This is a genomic window from Streptomyces sp. NPDC029122, from assembly GCF_055569445.1.
On the sequence record NZ_JBVHWK010000016.1, the window covers coordinates 147,626 to 163,115 of the forward strand.

Consider the following 15,490-nt stretch of genomic DNA (forward strand, 5'->3'; position numbering starts at 1 on the left):
GTGGCCCGGATCTCCGAGGAGACGAAGCAGCACAACGAGGGAGCGATCCGGGCCGGAAACGAGCGGCCCGGCCCGTACCAGCACCTGGCGGAGGAGTTTGAGCGGCGCGTGAAGGCCGCGCAGGAGACCGGGGAGATCATCGACCCTCGGGACGCCCAGATAGAGCGTCTGAAGGCCGAAAATGCTGGTCTACGGGAGCGGCTGGCGGCCAACCGGGACACCATCGCGGAACTGACGGTGTTCCGCACGGTGGCCGTGTCGCAGCTGGCCGCGCAGTACGAGGAAATCGAGCGGCTCCGTAAGGCCCTGGACGGCGCCGGGAACGTCCGCACGTTGCCGCTGAGCGGCCGTACCGGTCCCGCGTAGCCTGGAGTGGCACAACGACCCTCCCAAGTCAGCAGAAGGGGCCCCACCAGGTCTGTGGTTCTGGTGGGGGCCCCTTCGCGTACCCGGGTGGTCAGGCCGCGCCGGGCTGCTGCGCGAGGATCTCCCGGACCCGGGCGCCGGTCTCGGGATACTTCGCCGCGGTGCGGGCAGAGTGGGCACGGCCCCGCTGGACCGAGACCCACAGGCGGGCCCGCCGCCGGGGCGGGAGGTCGGGGCGGGAGTCGGCGGGGACGGCGGTCAGATCCGGCGGGGCTCGATGATCACTTCGGGTGAAGACGACCGTACGACGCTGGCCGGGGGAACGATGGCGCTACCCATGCAGACGCTCGCGGCGATGGTCGAATGCCGGCCCACGGCAATGCCGGGGCCGAGGGTGATCATGCTGCCTGTCTGGACGTGGTCGCCGATCAGGCCGCCGAACTGGGACGTGGTGCACCGGTAGGGCGGTTCGTCGCCGGGGCCGTGCAGGGCGATCTCCTTGACGGGTACGCGCATGTCGTAGTTCCACAAGCTGATCGCCGCGATCACGAGGTTCGCGGACAGGTGGGCGTCGGTCCCGATGATGGAGTGCCCGACGCCCACCTGGTGGCCGAGAACGGTGTTCTCCCCCAAGAAGGAGTGGGTCACTTCGCACCCGAAGCCCACCGACACGCCGGCGGCGAGGACGGACCGCTTGCGGACGGTCGAGAACTCGTGGACGCGGACCCCCGGCCCAATGATGACGTCTTCGCCGATGATCGCGGTGGGGTGGATCTGCGCGGTGGGGTGGATCCGCTCGGGCACAACCTGTAGGGCGTCGTCGTGGAGGGCGTCCCAGCGGGTGAGGAAGTCGGACAGCTCGAACTCGCCGATCTTGGCGTATCCGGTGGCGTCCAGGCTGGACGCGGCCGGGGGGCGGACGTAGTCACCGATACGGATGGACTCGGGCACCTGGCTTGCTCCTGGTCGTCGTCGGGGCGGGAGGTTCAGGCGGCTTCGGCGGCCTCACGGCGCAGGAAGTCGGGCAGGGCGGCGGGGGTGTTGTCGAGCCAGGCGACGTAGCGGGCCACGCCCTCGGCCACCGTGATCCGGGGCTCCCAGTCCAGGGCGGCGGTCACGCGGGCCGTGCCGGCCGTCCCGCCGAGCGGGTCGCCCTCGGGCAGCGGCCGGTCCTGGAACTCGGCTTCGGGGTAGTGGCGGCGGATGAGGTGAGCCACGTCGGCGATGGACGTGGCCTGGCCGGTGCCGACGTTCAGGATCTGCCGGTCGGCGCCGGGGGCGAGCATGGCCCTGATGGTGGCTTCGGCGATGTCTTCGACGTGGACGAAGTCGCGGACCTGCCGGCCGCCGCCGTTCAGGTGCAGAGGGAGGCCGAGCTTCGCGCGCATCGCCATCCAGGCGACCACCCAGGAGTGCGATCCCTCCTTGACGGTCTGGGGCTCGCCGTAGACGGAGAAGTACCGGACCGAGGTGTGGGAGACGTTGGCCTTGCCCAGCACCAGCGCGGTCTGCGCCTCACCCCACGCCTTCGTGTTCGCGTAGACCGAGAGCGGGGCCAGGGGCCGGTCCTCGTGCCAGGTCTGCACGTCGTGGCGCTTGGGGTCGCCGTTGCCGTAGACGGCCGCCGAGGAGACGAACACGAACCGGCGTACGCGGGCGTTGCAGCGGCGGACCGCGTTCAGGAGGACCTGCGTGCCGGTGACGTTGGTCTGGATCGCGGCCATGGGATTGCGGGTGCAGGCGGCCACATCGGCGACGGCCGCGGCATGGATCACGTAGTCCGCTTCCCGGACGACGTGGTCCATCAGGGTCGCGTCCGCAATGTCGCCCACGATGGTGTCCCGGTCGGTGGCGTGCACGCCGAACAGGTCGGCGTAGACGGCGGCGGGGTAGGCGTCGAGCTTGCCCACGGCGATCACGCGGGCCCCGGCCGCGCGAAGTCGGGCGGTGATGCGGGAGCCGACCAGGCCCCCGCCCCCGGTGACCACCACGGTTGAGTCGGCGAGGGCGGCGGACAGGTCGGCGTCGGTCAACGTCACGGTGGTCTCCTCGGATTCGGCGGAAGGGGGCGACGGGGAGGTTGCGACCGGACCGGCTTGGGACCGCCTTCCCGCCACCCCGGCGGGCACCGCCCGGGGCAGGGGTGGGCTCCACCGGAAGGAGCGGTGGTGCAGCCCCGGGCGGGCTGATGAACAGTGAACGCCCCAGCACGGAAAGTGAGTACCGTGGGCGAAGTGGCAACCCGTTCAACCCGTTCAAGATCGCTTCCGAGGGGGCCGACATTGGCAGGGGACCGGACACCGAACAGCGCGTTAGCGGACGTGATCGCCGAGTCCGGGGCCACGTACTACGCGCTGGCCAGGGAGATCCGCTCTGTGGCGGCCGAGGCCGGCCAGCGGTTGAGTACCGGGCCGTCGGCCGTCGCCTACTGGGTTGCGGGGGGTACACCCTCCGGCCAGACGCCGTTCTACATTGCCGAGGCCCTGACGAGACGGACGAAGCGGCGGGTGACGGTCGCCGAGATCGGTCTAGGCTCCGCTGTCATCGGTGGCGTCCTGGAAGCCGATCCACTGGCCGCCATCGCCGATCTCGGGAGGTCCGTCATGCAACGTCGCCGCGACTTCCTCGGCGCCGCGTTCACCGCCGCCGCCGTCGGCCTGCCTCTGGCCTACGACCACGAAGCGGTCGCCGCGACGCTCCGAGCCGCCGAGACCGGCGGCAGCGTCGGCCCGACCGAGGTGACCACGGTCCGGCAGCTGACCGAGACGTTCCGCAGCGTGGACGAACGCATGGGCGGCGGCCACGGCCTGACCACCGTCACTGCCTACCTCACCGACACCGTCGCCCCGATGCTCACCGCCCGGTTCCCCTCCGCCACGGTCCGCTCCGAGGCGTTCGCGGCGGCGGCCCAGCTGGCTTGCCTGGTCGGCTGGAAACACCATGACCTCGGCCGGGAGGGCGCCACACAGCGGTACTACCTGCTGGGCTACCAGCTCGCCTGCGAGGCCGACCCGAACGGCCACGCCGCGTGGATGATGCGGGCCCTGACCCATCAGGCCCTTGACCTGGGCCACCCCCGCTCATGTCCCGAGCTGGCCGAAGCCGCCCTGGGCAGGGCGGCGGGGAAGGTCGACCGGCAGACCGAGGCCCTGCTCCTGGTCACGTGCGCCCGCGCGTACGGGGCCGGCGGCCAGAGCGCCAGGGCGGCACGGGCGCTTCTGGCCGCCGAGGACGCCGTGACGGACACCCGCGACCCAGTCACCGCCTACGCCGCCGCCTCGGGCCCGGTGGCGGCCACGGTCGCCTCCCACATGGGAAAGACCCTGACCGCGATGAAGGACCACACCGCAGCCGAACGGCACTACCGGCGGGCCCTGGCGGGCCGAACCCCGGGCACCTACCAGCTCAAGCACGGGCTGACCATGGCCAACCTGGGGCGATCGGTGGCCGGGCAGCACCGGCACGAGGAAGCCGTGGGCCTGTGGACCAGGTCCCTGGACTTCATGGGCGGCGTGGTCTCCGACCGCAACAGACAGGCAGTCAGGGAGATCCAGGCGGCGGCGACCCGGTACCGCAAGCGCGGTGTGGCCGGCGCGGCCAGCCTGAACCAGCGCGCCACCGAACTGCTCAACAACCAGGCGTGAAAGGAACGAACACCAGAATGCCGAAGATCGGGGTTGTGGTCCTGACCATGGGCGACCGGCCCGCAGAACTGGGGGCCCTGCTGGCCTCCGTGGGCGCCCAGGAAGGCGATCCGGCAACCGTCGTCGTCCTCGGCCAGGGCGTGAAACTCCCACCCCTCCCGGACGGCGTGGACGGCGTGGAGCTGCCGCACAACCTGGGCATCCCCGGCGGCCGGAACGCCGGCGTGGCCTGGCTGCGCGAGCGCGGCGGCGTGGACGTCGTCGTGGTCCTGGACGACGACGGCCTGTTGCCCCGCACCGACACCTTCCGCCTAGTCCGGGAAGTGTTCGCCAGCAGGCCACGCCTGGGCATCGCGGGCTTCCGCATCGCGGACGAGACCGGGGCAAGCCAGCGCAGGCACGTCCCCCGTCTGGGCGGCAAGAACCCCATGGTGTCCGGGCCGGTGACCACGTTCCTCGGCGGCGGCCACGCCATCCGCATGACCGTGATCGACCAGGTAGGCGACTTCCCCACCCAGTTCTTCTACGCCCACGAGGAGACCGACTTCGCCTGGCGGGCGCTCGACGCCGGCTGGGAGATCGACTACCGGGCGGACATGGTGCTCCAGCACCCCCGCACCGAGGCGTCCCGACACGCGGTCTACTACCGCAACACCGGCCGGAACCGCGTCTGGCTGGCCAAGCGGCACCTGCCCGCCGTCCTGATCCCGGTCTACCTCGCGACGTGGGCCGCGTACACGCTCGCGCAGCGACCCCCGCCGTCCGGCCTGGCCGCCTGGTGGGCCGGATTCTTCGAAGGCGTACGGGTGCCCTGCCCGCCAAGGCGACCCATGCGCTGGCGGACCGTGTGGCGGATGACCCAGCTGGGCCGACCCCCGGTCATCTGATCGCCGCCGACGACGACGGCCAGGATCTGGTTGTGCTGGCCCTACCTACACAGACGTGCCACCGCAGCGCCTCCTCACTCCATCGAGTGTGACGCCCGCCACGGCGGTAGGGTCTTCGCCGCGCTCGAATGCGACACCGGGACCCGTACCGTACGCGACACCGGCCCGGGCTCCAGCGGGCCCCTATACGACACGACTTTCGGGGGACACGGCGAGTGCGTCGATAAGTCGCTCTTCATGGACCCGATCCTCACCCGCGCCGGCCACCCGGGACATCCTCCTGAAGGCGGAGCCTGGCATCCTTGGCGGGATGAGCAGCCAGCACCCGAACGAGACCACAGACCTACCCGCGGTCGGCGCGGACAGCCCCTTCCGGCGCGAGCACGCCCTGCGCGACGAGGCCCCCCAGTTCGTCCTGCCGCTGGTGGTGCGGATCGAGAAGACCGGCCCGCCGGCGCGGACCGACGCGCTGGAGACCGCGGCCCGCGCGGTGCTGGTCCTGCTGGCGGACGAGCGGTCGCACGGCGAGGGCGAGTGGGCCCGCGCGGTGCGCGACTGGCAGGACGCGCGGATCCGCAAGGTGGTCCGGCGGGCGCGCGGGGCGGAGTGGCGCAAGGCGGGGACCCTGCCGGGGGTCACCGTGGAGGGGGAGGCGTCCGAGGTCCGCGTCTTCCCGCCGGTGCCGCTGGACGGCTGGCCCAAGGAGCTGGCCAAGCTCCAGGTGTCGGGCACCGACCTGGACGACCCCGGGCCGGCCGGTCCGGTCGAGCCGGGCGTCCCGGTGCTGTGGCTGAACCCGGACCTCGACATGTCGGCGGGCAAGGCGATGGCGCAGGCCGGGCACGCGGCGCAGCTGGCGTGGTGGGAGCTGACCGCGGCCGAGCGGGCCCTGTGGCAGGCCTCCGGCTTCCGGCTGGCGGTACGCACCGCCCCGCGCGAGGGGTGGGCGCGGTTGAGCGGGAGCGGCCTGCCGGTGGTCCGGGACGCCGGCTTCACGGAGATCGCCCCGGGCTCCTGCACGGTGGTCTCGGACCACCCGGCACTGCGCGCCCGGCTGTGAACCCGCCTTGAACCGGCGGGAACCTCAAATGTTGCTCTGAACGTCCCCTCCCCGTGGTTGGGCGTGCCCGTGGGGGGCCATCACTTCGGCACACGGTCCGTGAAGGGGGCGAGGGGGACATGAAGCCCATGGAACGCCTGGGGGTGGGCATCGGCTGGCGGCCGGAGATCGCGGACGCGGTCGAGCGGCTGGACGGCCTGGACTGGGTCGAGGTGGTGGCGGAGAACGTCTGTCCGGGCCACCTGCCCGAGTCCCTGCTGCGGTTGCGCGAGCGGGGGGTCCGGGTCGTGCCGCACGGGGTCTCGCTGGGCCTCGGCGGCGCCGACCGTCCCGACCCGGCGAAGCTGGCGGCGCTCGGGGAGCGGGCGGTGGCCCTGGGGTCGCCGCTGGTCACCGAGCACATCGCCTTCGTACGGACCTCCTCGCCGCTGCTGGAGGCCGGGCACCTGCTGCCCGTGCCCCGGACCCGGGACGCGCTGGACGTGCTCTGCGAGAACGTCCGGATCGCGCAGGACGCGCTGCCCGTGCCGCTGGCCCTGGAGAACATCGCCGCGCTGATCACCTGGCCCGGGGAGGAGCTGACGGAGGGGCGGTTCCTGACCGAGCTGGTCGAGCGGACCGGCGTACGGCTGCTCGTCGACGTGGCCAACCTGCACACCAACCGCGTCAACCGCGGCGAGGACCCCGCCGCCGTGCTGGACGGGATCCCGCTGGAGGCGCTGGCGTACGTGCACGTCGCCGGGGGCGTGGAGCGCGACGGCGTCTGGCACGACACCCACGCCCACCCCGTGCCGCCCGTGGTGCTCGACGTACTGGCCCGGCTGCGCGAGCGGGTGGACCCGCCCGGCGTCCTGCTGGAGCGGGACGACGACTTCCCGCCCGAGGCGGAGCTGGCCGCCGAACTGGGCCGGATCCGCGCGGTGGTGGACGCGGGCGGGCCCCCCGGCGCCCTGCGGGAGCGGGTCGCCCTCCGCGAGGACGCGGCGGGCACGGCCGGTGAGACCGCGCGGACCCGGCTGGGGCTCGGGCAGGCGGCCCTGCTGTCGGCGCTGGTCGCCGGGACACCCGTGCCCGAGGGCTTCGACCGGCAGCGGGTCCGCGTGCAGGCGCGGGCGCTCGCCGCCAAGCGGGCCTCGGTGGTCGCGAAGGTGGCGCCGGAGCTGCCCGGCATCCTGGGCGGTCCCGCCGCGTACCGCACGGCCTTCCTCCGCTACGCCCGCAGCCGCCCGATGACGGCCGGGTACCGCCGGGACGCGCTGGACTTCGCCGAGCACCTGCTCGTGCGGGAGCTGCCGACCGACCCGGCCGCCCGCGGCCGGCTCGCCGCCTGGTGGCGGGAGCGGGCGGGGGTGCGGCCGCCGGGCCGCTTCACCCGCTGGGCCCGCGCCCTCGTGGGAAAGGCGTCGCCGTGAACACGCTGGCCGTCGCCGTCTGGGCGGCGGTGACCGTCTCCACCCTCCTGCTGCTGCGCGCCCTGCGCCGCTCCCGGCCGCCGGTGCCCGGGCCCGCGCCCGCCGTGCACGACCTCTCCGAGGCGGCGTTCCTCGCGGGCGGCCCCGGGACGGTGGTCGACACCGCGCTCGTCTCGCTGCTCGGGGACGGCCGACTGGTCGTCGGCGGCCCCGGCATCGTGCAGGCCCGGCCCGGGGCACGGGGCGCGGACCCCGTGGAGCGGGCCGTGCTGCTGGCGCTGTCCCGGGCGCCGTCGGGGTGGCTCTACCAGGTGCGGTACGCCGCCATGTGCGAGCCGGCCGTCCAGGAGACCGGGGACGCGCTGGCGGCGCGCGGGCTGCTCTCGGCTCCCGGCGCCGGGCGCGTGGTGCGGCGGTGGGGGCTGGCGCAGGCGGTGGCGTGCCTGGTGATGCTGCCCTTGTCGCTGCCGCTCACCTTCATCTTCCTGCTGGCGGACCCGGAACCCGGGGTGCCGTTCGCCCTCACCGTGCTCCCGGCCCTGGTGGGCGGCCTCGTGGCGGGCCTGGTGTGCGCGCGGCGGGCCGGGCGGCGGATCACCCCGGCGGGGCGGCGGGCACTGGCCGCCTTCCGCGCGCGGTACGCGGCCGATCCGGCGCCCCGGGTGCGGACGGCACTGTTCGGGCTGCGGGGCCTGCCGGATCCGTACCTGCGCGAGCAGCTGGTGCCGGCGGCTCGCGGTACCCGGCTGGCGGCGGCGCAGTCCCGGGGGCGCGGGACCGGTTCGGCGGGCACGTCCGGTGCGTCCGCGGAGCTGCTTCCGGTGCTCTGGTGCGCGATGAGCGACGGCGGGGGCGGTTCCTCCGGGGCGGGCGGCTGCGGAGCCTCGGGCAGCGGCTGTTCCGGCGGCTCCGGCCACGGGTGTTCCGGTGGTTCGGGTGGTTCCGGTTCGAGCTGCTCCGGCGGTTCCGGTTCGAGCAGCTCCAGCGGGTCGAGTTGCGGCGGTTCCTCCGGTTCCAGCTGCTCCAGCAGTTCCTGACCGTCCATCACCGGCGGTCCGGCCGGTGCGGTGGGCCGCCGTGCCGGTGGTGGCGGGGCGGGGGCTTCGCCGGCCCTCCCGGCGGAGGGGCGGACGCGGCCGTCCGGGGACTGCGCGCGGTACGGGACCCGGAGCTGCGGGCGGCGCTGGGGCGCGACACGCCGTGAGGCGTACGGCAAGAGGGCGTACCCGTCGCGGTGTTCCGGCGGTGTGCCTGTACTGGCGCGCGGTCCTGGCATCTCATCAGACCGGACGATGAGATGAAGGGGCCGCCATGCGGACGTTCCGGACGACGACGCGCCTACGGCAGGGGGCCGCCGCCGCGGCGCTCTGCCTCACCCTGTGCACGCCCGCCCCGGCCCGGGCGAGCGGGACCGGCACCGGGGACGGGCCGGGGGGCGGGCCCGGGGGCGGAAGCACCGCTGCCGAGGACGCCGGAGCGGAGCTCGTCGCCCGGCGGGCGGCCGCTGCCGCCGCGCTGCGGCCGGCGGCCGGGCCGGCAGGGGCGGCCGGGGCTCCGGCGGCGGGGACCCGGCCCGTGCCCCGGCCCTCCGTCGGGGGCGGGCGGCTGGAGTTCCGGCCGTGTCCCGCCGTCGAGGAACTGCCCGATCCCGTGCGGTGCGCCACGCTGCGGGTGCCGCTCGACTACGCCCGCCCCGACGGCCCGCAGATCTCCCTCACCGTCAGCCGGGTTCCGGCGAGCGGCCGCGGCGGCGCCGCCCGGCAGGGCGCCCTCGTCCACAACCCCGGCGGACCGGGCGCCTCCGGGATGTCCTTCCCGCTGCTCGCCGACCGCCCCGCGTGGCGGCGCATCGCGGCCGCCTACGACCTCGTCGGCTACGCCCCGCGCGGAGTCGGCCGCTCCGCCCCGCTGGCCTGCCAGGACCCGGCCGAGTGGCCGCAGGGGCCGACCCAGGTCCCGGCCGAGCCCTCCGCCGCCCACAAGCGGGAACGGCTGGCCGCCGCCCGGGCCTACGCCGAAGGCTGCGCCCGGCACGCCGGCTCCGCGCTCGCGTACTACACGACCCTGAACAACGCCCGCGACCTCGACGTGCTCCGGGCCGCGCTCGGAGAGCGGCGGCTGACCTTCATGGGGGCCTCGTACGGCACCTACCTCGGGGCCGTCTACGCCACCCGCCACCCGGAGCGCGTGCGCCGCATGGTCTTCGACTCGGCGGTCGACCCCGACCCGCGCCGCATCTGGTACCTCAACAACCTCGCCCAGGCCCCGGGCTTCGAGCGCCGCTGGGCCGACTTCCGCGCCTGGGCGGCCCGTCACCACGCGACGTACGGGCTCGGCACCACGGCGCGGGCCGTGCGGGGGAGCTACGAGAAGGTCCGCGCGGCCGTGGCCCGCACCCCGGCGGGCGGGGTGGTCGGGACGGGCGAGCTGCACGCCGCCTACCTCCAGGCCGCGTACTACGACGACGTCTGGCCGGACCGGGCCGCGGCCCTCGCCGCCTTCCTGCGCGGGGACCCGGCCCCGCTCGTGCGGCAGGCGGCCCGCGATCCGCGAACGGCGCGCGAGGCGGCCAACGCGACGGCCGTCTACACGGCGGTGCTGTGCAACGACGCCCCCTGGCCCGCCGACTGGGAGACCTGGGACCGCGACAACACCGAACTGGCCCGCCGGGCCCCCTTCGAGACCTGGGCCAACGCCTTCCTGAACCTGCCGTGCGCCTCCTGGCCCGTATCCGGCCGGCAGCGGCCCGTCGAGGTCCGGCCGGAACCGGGCCGTCTGCCCGGCACGCTGATCGTCGCGGCGGAGCGGGACGGGGCCACGCCCCACCGGGGCGCGCTGGCACTGCAGGGGCGGCTCGGGGCCCGGGCCGCGCTGGTCACGGAGCGGGGGGCGGGCGCCCACGGGGTGTCCGGCGGACGCAACGCGTGCGTGGACCGGCATGTGGAGCGGTATCTGCTGACGGGCGCCACCCCGGGGTGGCGTGTCACGTGTGCGCCGCATCCGGAGCCCGCGCCGGTGTCGCTGGACGACGGGGCGGCGGGCACCTCCAGGGCGCTGCTGCCGCCGGTCGTCTGAACTTCCGGGCGGGGTCTCCGGCTGCGTCGATTCGGGGGCAGGGCCTCCCGATCCCCGGAGGCCACCCTTGTGTCACGGGTGTTCCTCCGGTCCTTCCCCCCAGGGGAGGTATCAGGCGAGCCCGGCCACCAGGTCGGCGACGGACTTGCGGCGCCCGGTGTAGAAGGGCACCTCCTCGCGGACGTGCATCCGGGCCTCGGAGGCACGCAGGTGGCGCATGAGGTCGACGATGCGGTAGAGCTCGTCGGCCTCGAAGGCCAGCAGCCACTCGTAGTCGCCCAGCGAGAAGGAGGCGACGGTGTTGGCGCGCACGTCCGGGTAGCCGCGGGCCATCTTGCCGTGGTCGGCGAGCATGCGGCGGCGGTCCTCGTCGGGCAGCAGGTACCAGTCGTAGCTGCGCACGAAGGGGTAGACGCTGACGTAGTCGCGGGCGACCTCGTCGGCCAGGAAGGCCGGGATGTGCGACTTGTTGAACTCGGCCGGGCGGTGCAGGGCCATGTTCGACCACACCGGCTCCAGCGCGCGGCCCAGCTTGGTGCGGCGGAACAGGTTGTAGGCGGTCTGCAGCTCGTCCGAGGTCTCGGCGTGCCACCAGATCATGATGTCCGCGTCGGCGCGCAGGCCGGAGACGTCGTAGGTGCCGCGGACGGTGATGTCCTTGGCGGCCAGCTGGTCGAACAGCTCCTGGACCTCGTCGGCGAAGCCGGTGCGGTCCTCGGGCAGGACGTCCTTCAGCTTGAAGACGGACCACAGGGTGTAGCGGATGACCTCGTTGAGGTCCTTCGCCTTCTTCCCCGCGTTGGGAATCTTCTCTGGTGCAGTCATGTGTCCATTGTCCCGTGTGCTGATCAGTGGTCTGTCCCAGGGGTGGCCAAAGCGGCGGTCACCGCGTCGGCCGCCTTCCCGGCGCTCGCGACGCAGGCCGGAATGCCGACCCCGTCGTACAGGGCCCCGCAGACCGCGAGGCCCGGCAGCCCGGCCACGGCGGCCCGGATCCGCTCCACCCGGGCGAGGTGGCCGACCGGGTACTGGGGCAGTCCGCCGTCCCAGCGGGTGACGGTGGCGGCCACCGGCCGGGCGGCCAGCCCGACGGCCTCGCCGAGGTCGCCGAGGGAGACGTCGACCAGCTCGGAGTCCTCCCGTTCGAGGTCGCCCTCGTCGCCGTGGCGGCCGATGGAGGTGCGCAGCAGGAAGAGCCCGGGGTCGGCCCCGGCCCAGGACCACTTGTTGCTGGAGAAGGTGGACGCCTTGATCGTGCGGCCGTCCACGGGCGGCACGAGGAACCCGCTGGCGTCCCCGTCGGTGATCGGGGCGGGCAGGTCGGAGCGCCGGAAGGCCATCGTGACCAGGGCCATGGAGGCGTACTCGACCTCGCGCAGCCCGGCGGCCGCCGCCGGGGCGAGGTCGGCGAGCAGCTCGGCGGCGGGTCCGGCCGGGGTGGCGAGGACCACGGCGTCGGCGTCGATGGCCTCGCCGTCGGCGATGACCCGCCAGCCCGTGGGCGTACGGGTGAGGCCGCGCACCGGGGTGCCGGTCAGGACCCGCGCCCCGGCGGCCCGGCAGGCTTCGGCGACGGCGAGCGGCAGCCGGCCGATGCCGCCGGAGATCCCGGCGAAGAAGGCTCCGGCGGCGCCCGCGCCGATGACGGTGTTCCGCCCGGCGGCCGCGCGGGCCGCCGCCCCGCTCTGGAGGGCGCGGACGCTCTCGGTCAGCGTGCGGTGGGTGCGGACGGCCTCGTAGAGGGCGGGAACGGCGGCGCGCAGGGAGATGCGGTACGCGTCGCCGGCGTAGACCCCGCCGAGCAGCGGTTCGACCAGCCGGTCGACGACCTCGCGGCCCATCCGGGCGGCGACGTACTCGCCGACGGCGACGTCCTCGCCGACCTCGGTGGGCGGGAGCCCGGTGTCGGCGGCGATACGGGCGAGGCCCTCGGCGGACAGCACGCCGGAGGCTGCCAGCGCGGCCGGGTCGCCCGGGACCCCCATCACGTGCCCGCGCGGCATCTCCCGCAGCGTGCCCCGGGTCCACAGCCGGGCGGTGGTCGTGGCCGGGGCCTGGAGGGCGTCGCCGAGGCCGACGGCGCGCGCCAGTTCCAGCGCCTCGGGGCGGCGGGCGAGCACGGATTCGGCGCCGAGGTCGACGGGGTTCCCCGCGAGCTCTCCGGCGTACAGCTTGCCGCCGAGGCGCGGGCCGGCCTCCAGGAGGGTGACGCGGACTCCGTCGGAGAGCAGCCGGTGGGCGGCGGCGAGGCCGGAGATGCCACCGCCGATGACGACGGCGTGCCGCGAGGGGCCCGGCCGGTCCGTACGTGTGTCCGCTTCGTGCATGAACACATCGTCTCAGACCGGCCGGTGAGGCCTGAACGTGACCGCATCGGGACCGGGCCGGAACCTCGCGGGCGCAACCCGGCGGGGGCCGCCGGACGTCGAAACGGGGACATCAGCCGATCCCCCGGGGGTACTGACGATGCACACGCTCCACAGACACCGCCGCGCCGCGGCGCTGGCCGGCCTCCCGCTCGCGGCGGCCCTCGTGCTCACGGGCTGCGGGGCGGACGGCGGCGGAAGCGCCGCCTCCGACCGGGCGGCGGTCGCCGGCCCCCGGGAGGGCGCGGCCGCCCCGGGCAAGCCGGGGGCCGGGGCCGCCGCTCCCCCGGCGGCCGCTCAGGACTCCAAGGCCGGGTCGCAGGCGCCGCTGCGCCCGCACGTCATCCGTACGGGGACGCTGGCCCTCGAGACGGCCGAGCCGCAGAAGGCGCTCGCCGCGGCGCGCACGGCGGCCGAGGGCGCGGGCGGGTACGTCGGGAACGAGTCCACCGAGCGCGGCCGCGACGGCCGGCTGACCTCGACGCTGACCCTGCGGGTGCCGGGCGAGCGCTTCGACGCGGTGATCGGCGCACTGGAGGGCAGCGGGAAGCTGCTGAACCGGAAGGTCGAGGCGCAGGACGTCACCGAGAAGGTCGCCGACGTCGACAGCCGGGTCAAGTCGCAGCAGGCGAGCGTGGCCCGGGTGCGGGAGATGATGGAGAAGGCCTCGGCGCTGAGCGACGTGGTGATGCTGGAGGGCGAGCTGAGCCGGCGCCAGTCCGACCTGGAATCGCTGCTGGCCCAGCAGAACGCGCTGAAGGACCAGACCTCGCTGGGCACGATCACGGTGTCGGTCTCGGAGCCCGCCGCCGGGCCGGAGAAGCCCCGGGAGGAAGAGGAGCCGGGTCTGGGCGATGCCCTGAGCGGCGGCTGGGGCGTGTTCGTCACGCTCGTGCGCTACCTGGCCCTGGCGGTGGCGGCGGTCCTGCCGTTCGTGATCGCCGCCGGGCTGCTGGCCCTCGGGTTCAGGGCGTACCGCCGCTTCCGCCCGGCGAAGCCGAAGACGGGCCTCGGGCGGACCCTGGTGCCCCGCCAGGCCCCGCCCGCCGCACCGGAGCCGGCCCCCGGGGGCGCCGGTGCCCCAGAGCGGACTGGAGCGGATCTCCAGGACTGACGCCGGGTCCGCCCGTAGCGTGTCCCCGTACACGCAGGCGACGGCGCGGAGGCGGGGCGGACGATGGCGGTGGAACGACTGGTGGTGGTCGGCGGTGACGCGGCGGGGATGTCCGCCGCGTCACAGGCACGGCGGCTGAAGGACCCGGCGGAGCTGGAGATCGTCGCGTTCGAGCGCGGGCACTTCACCTCGTACTCCGCGTGCGGGATCCCGTACTGGGTCGGCGGACTTGTGGGCGAGCGGGACGACCTGATCGCCCGCACCCCGCAGGAGCACCGTGCCCGGGGCATCGACCTGCGCACCCGGACGGAGGTCGTGGAGCTCGACGTGCCGGGCCGCCGGGTGCGCTCCCGGGACTTGGAGAGCGGTGCCGAGTCCTGGACGGGCTACGACAAGCTGGTCCTGGCGACGGGCGCCCGCCCGGTCCGGCCGAAGCTGCCGGGGATCGGCGCGCACGGGGTGCACGGCATCCAGTCCCTGGACGACGGGCAGCGCCTGGCGGACACCCTGGAGCGCACGGAGGGCCGCCGGGCGGTCGTGGTCGGGGCGGGCTACATCGGCGTGGAGATGGCGGAGGCCCTGGTGAACCGGGGGTACGAGGTGACCGTCCTGCACCGGGGCCCGCAGCCCATGTCCACCCTGGACCCGGACATGGGCGGCCTGGTGCACGCCGCGATGAACGCCATGGGCATCGTGACGGTCGCCGACGCCGAGGTGGTGAAGATCCTCACGGACGAGGAGGGCCGGGCCCGCGCGGTGGCCACGGCGGACGGCCGGGAGTACGAGGCGGACGTGGTCGTGCTCGGCCTCGGCGTGGAGCCGCGTACGGCCCTGGCCCGCGCGGCAGGGCTGCCGCTGGGAGAGTCGGGGGGCCTGCTGACGGACCTGTCGATGCGGGTCCGGGGCCACGAGGACATCTGGGCCGGCGGTGACTGCGTGGAGGTGCTGGACCTGGTGGCGGGCCGCCTGCGGCACATCCCGCTGGGCACCCACGCCAACAAGCACGGACAGGTGATCGGCTCGGGCGTGGGCGGCGGCTACGCCACCTTCCCCGGCGTCGTCGGCACGGCGGTCAGCAAGGTCTGCGACCTGGAGATCGCCCGTACGGGGCTGCGCGAGAAGGACGCCCGGGAGGCGGGCCTGCGCTTCGTGACGGCCGCCATCCGCTCGACGAACACGGCGGGCTACTACCCGGGCGCGGAGGAGATGACGGTCAAGATGCTGGCGGAGCGGCGCACGGGCCGCCTGCTCGGTGTCCAGATCGTCGGCGGTGCCGGCTCCGCGAAGCGGGTGGACATCGCCGCGGTCGCCCTGACGGCGGGGATGACGGTGGAGCAGGTGGTCTCCCTGGACCTGGGGTACGCCCCGCCGTTCTCCCCGGTCTGGGACCCGGTCCTGGTCGCCGCCCGCAAGGCCGTCTCAGCGGTTCGCTCGGCCGTTTAGGACCGCGGGGCGCCCGGGGGAACGCCGACGCGGGGGGGGGGGGGGGGGGGGGGGGGGGGGGGGGGGGGGGGGGGGGGGGGGGGGGGGGGGGGGGGGGGGGGGGGGGGGGGGGGGGGGGGGGGG

Annotated in this window: 13 protein-coding genes; 9 read left to right on the forward strand and 4 right to left on the reverse strand. The window is 74.9% G+C overall.

Features of this window, described 5'->3' with window-relative positions:
- Positions 1–366 (forward strand): hypothetical protein, encoded by a 366-nt coding sequence (locus tag ACZ4WZ_RS20000; RefSeq protein WP_467892061.1) that lies wholly within the window; start codon positions 1–3, stop codon positions 364–366.
- 258 nt (positions 367–624) lie between these two features.
- Here the strand turns inward: ACZ4WZ_RS20000 and ACZ4WZ_RS20005 are convergent, their stop codons facing one another.
- Both ACZ4WZ_RS20005 and ACZ4WZ_RS20010 read right to left on the reverse strand, forming a co-directional pair.
- Positions 625–1,317 (reverse strand): LbetaH domain-containing protein, encoded by a 693-nt coding sequence (locus tag ACZ4WZ_RS20005; RefSeq protein WP_467892063.1) that lies wholly within the window; start codon positions 1,315–1,317, stop codon positions 625–627.
- A gap of 35 nt (positions 1,318–1,352) precedes the next feature.
- Positions 1,353–2,405, reverse strand: a complete 1,053-nt coding sequence (locus tag ACZ4WZ_RS20010; RefSeq protein WP_467892065.1) for an NAD-dependent epimerase/dehydratase family protein — start codon at positions 2,403–2,405, stop codon at positions 1,353–1,355.
- Between the two features lie 243 nt (positions 2,406–2,648).
- Here ACZ4WZ_RS20010 and ACZ4WZ_RS20015 point away from each other — a divergent pair, with 243 nt between their 5' ends.
- The 6 genes from ACZ4WZ_RS20015 (at position 2,649) to ACZ4WZ_RS20040 (ending at position 10,444) form a co-directional block, all read left to right on the forward strand.
- Positions 2,649–4,010: a tetratricopeptide repeat protein gene (locus ACZ4WZ_RS20015; protein ID WP_467892068.1), complete on the forward strand. Its 1,362-nt coding sequence runs from the start codon at positions 2,649–2,651 to the stop codon at positions 4,008–4,010.
- Positions 4,011–4,027: 17 nt separating this feature from the next.
- On the forward strand, positions 4,028–4,897 hold the full coding sequence (locus ACZ4WZ_RS20020) for a glycosyltransferase family 2 protein (RefSeq protein ID WP_467892070.1): 870 nt from the start codon (positions 4,028–4,030) through the stop codon (positions 4,895–4,897).
- A gap of 310 nt (positions 4,898–5,207) precedes the next feature.
- Positions 5,208–5,957, forward strand: coding sequence for an aminoacyl-tRNA hydrolase (locus ACZ4WZ_RS20025; RefSeq protein WP_467892073.1), 750 nt, complete (start codon positions 5,208–5,210; stop codon positions 5,955–5,957).
- Positions 5,958–6,076: 119 nt separating this feature from the next.
- On the forward strand, positions 6,077–7,369 hold the full coding sequence (locus tag ACZ4WZ_RS20030; protein WP_467892075.1) for an MbnB/TglH/ChrH family RiPP precursor modification enzyme: 1,293 nt from the start codon (positions 6,077–6,079) through the stop codon (positions 7,367–7,369).
- Positions 7,366–8,406, forward strand: coding sequence for a TIGR04222 domain-containing membrane protein (locus tag ACZ4WZ_RS20035; RefSeq protein ID WP_467892077.1), 1,041 nt, complete (start codon positions 7,366–7,368; stop codon positions 8,404–8,406). The genes ACZ4WZ_RS20030 and ACZ4WZ_RS20035 overlap by 4 nt, the downstream gene beginning before the upstream one ends.
- Before the next feature lie 274 nt (positions 8,407–8,680).
- Positions 8,681–10,444 (forward strand): alpha/beta hydrolase, encoded by a 1,764-nt coding sequence (locus tag ACZ4WZ_RS20040; RefSeq protein ID WP_467892079.1) that lies wholly within the window; start codon positions 8,681–8,683, stop codon positions 10,442–10,444.
- A 111-nt stretch (positions 10,445–10,555) separates the two neighbouring features.
- Here the strand turns inward: ACZ4WZ_RS20040 and hemQ are convergent, their stop codons facing one another.
- Both hemQ and hemG read right to left on the reverse strand, forming a co-directional pair.
- Positions 10,556–11,269, reverse strand: coding sequence for a hydrogen peroxide-dependent heme synthase (gene hemQ / locus ACZ4WZ_RS20045; RefSeq protein WP_388938559.1), 714 nt, complete (start codon positions 11,267–11,269; stop codon positions 10,556–10,558).
- Between the two features lie 23 nt (positions 11,270–11,292).
- Complete coding sequence (hemG, locus tag ACZ4WZ_RS20050) at positions 11,293–12,771, reverse strand: protoporphyrinogen oxidase (RefSeq protein WP_467892082.1); 1,479 nt, start codon at positions 12,769–12,771, stop codon at positions 11,293–11,295.
- 139 nt (positions 12,772–12,910) lie between these two features.
- Between hemG and ACZ4WZ_RS20055 the strand changes: the two genes are divergently transcribed.
- Together ACZ4WZ_RS20055 and ACZ4WZ_RS20060 are read left to right on the forward strand one after the other, a co-directional pair.
- The gene (locus ACZ4WZ_RS20055; protein WP_467892084.1) at positions 12,911–13,924 is read left to right on the forward strand and encodes a DUF4349 domain-containing protein; all 1,014 of its coding nucleotides are present in this window, start codon (positions 12,911–12,913) and stop codon (positions 13,922–13,924) included.
- Between the two features lie 63 nt (positions 13,925–13,987).
- On the forward strand, positions 13,988–15,367 hold the full coding sequence (locus ACZ4WZ_RS20060; protein ID WP_467892087.1) for an FAD-dependent oxidoreductase: 1,380 nt from the start codon (positions 13,988–13,990) through the stop codon (positions 15,365–15,367).
- The last annotated feature ends 123 nt before the right edge of the window (positions 15,368–15,490 follow it).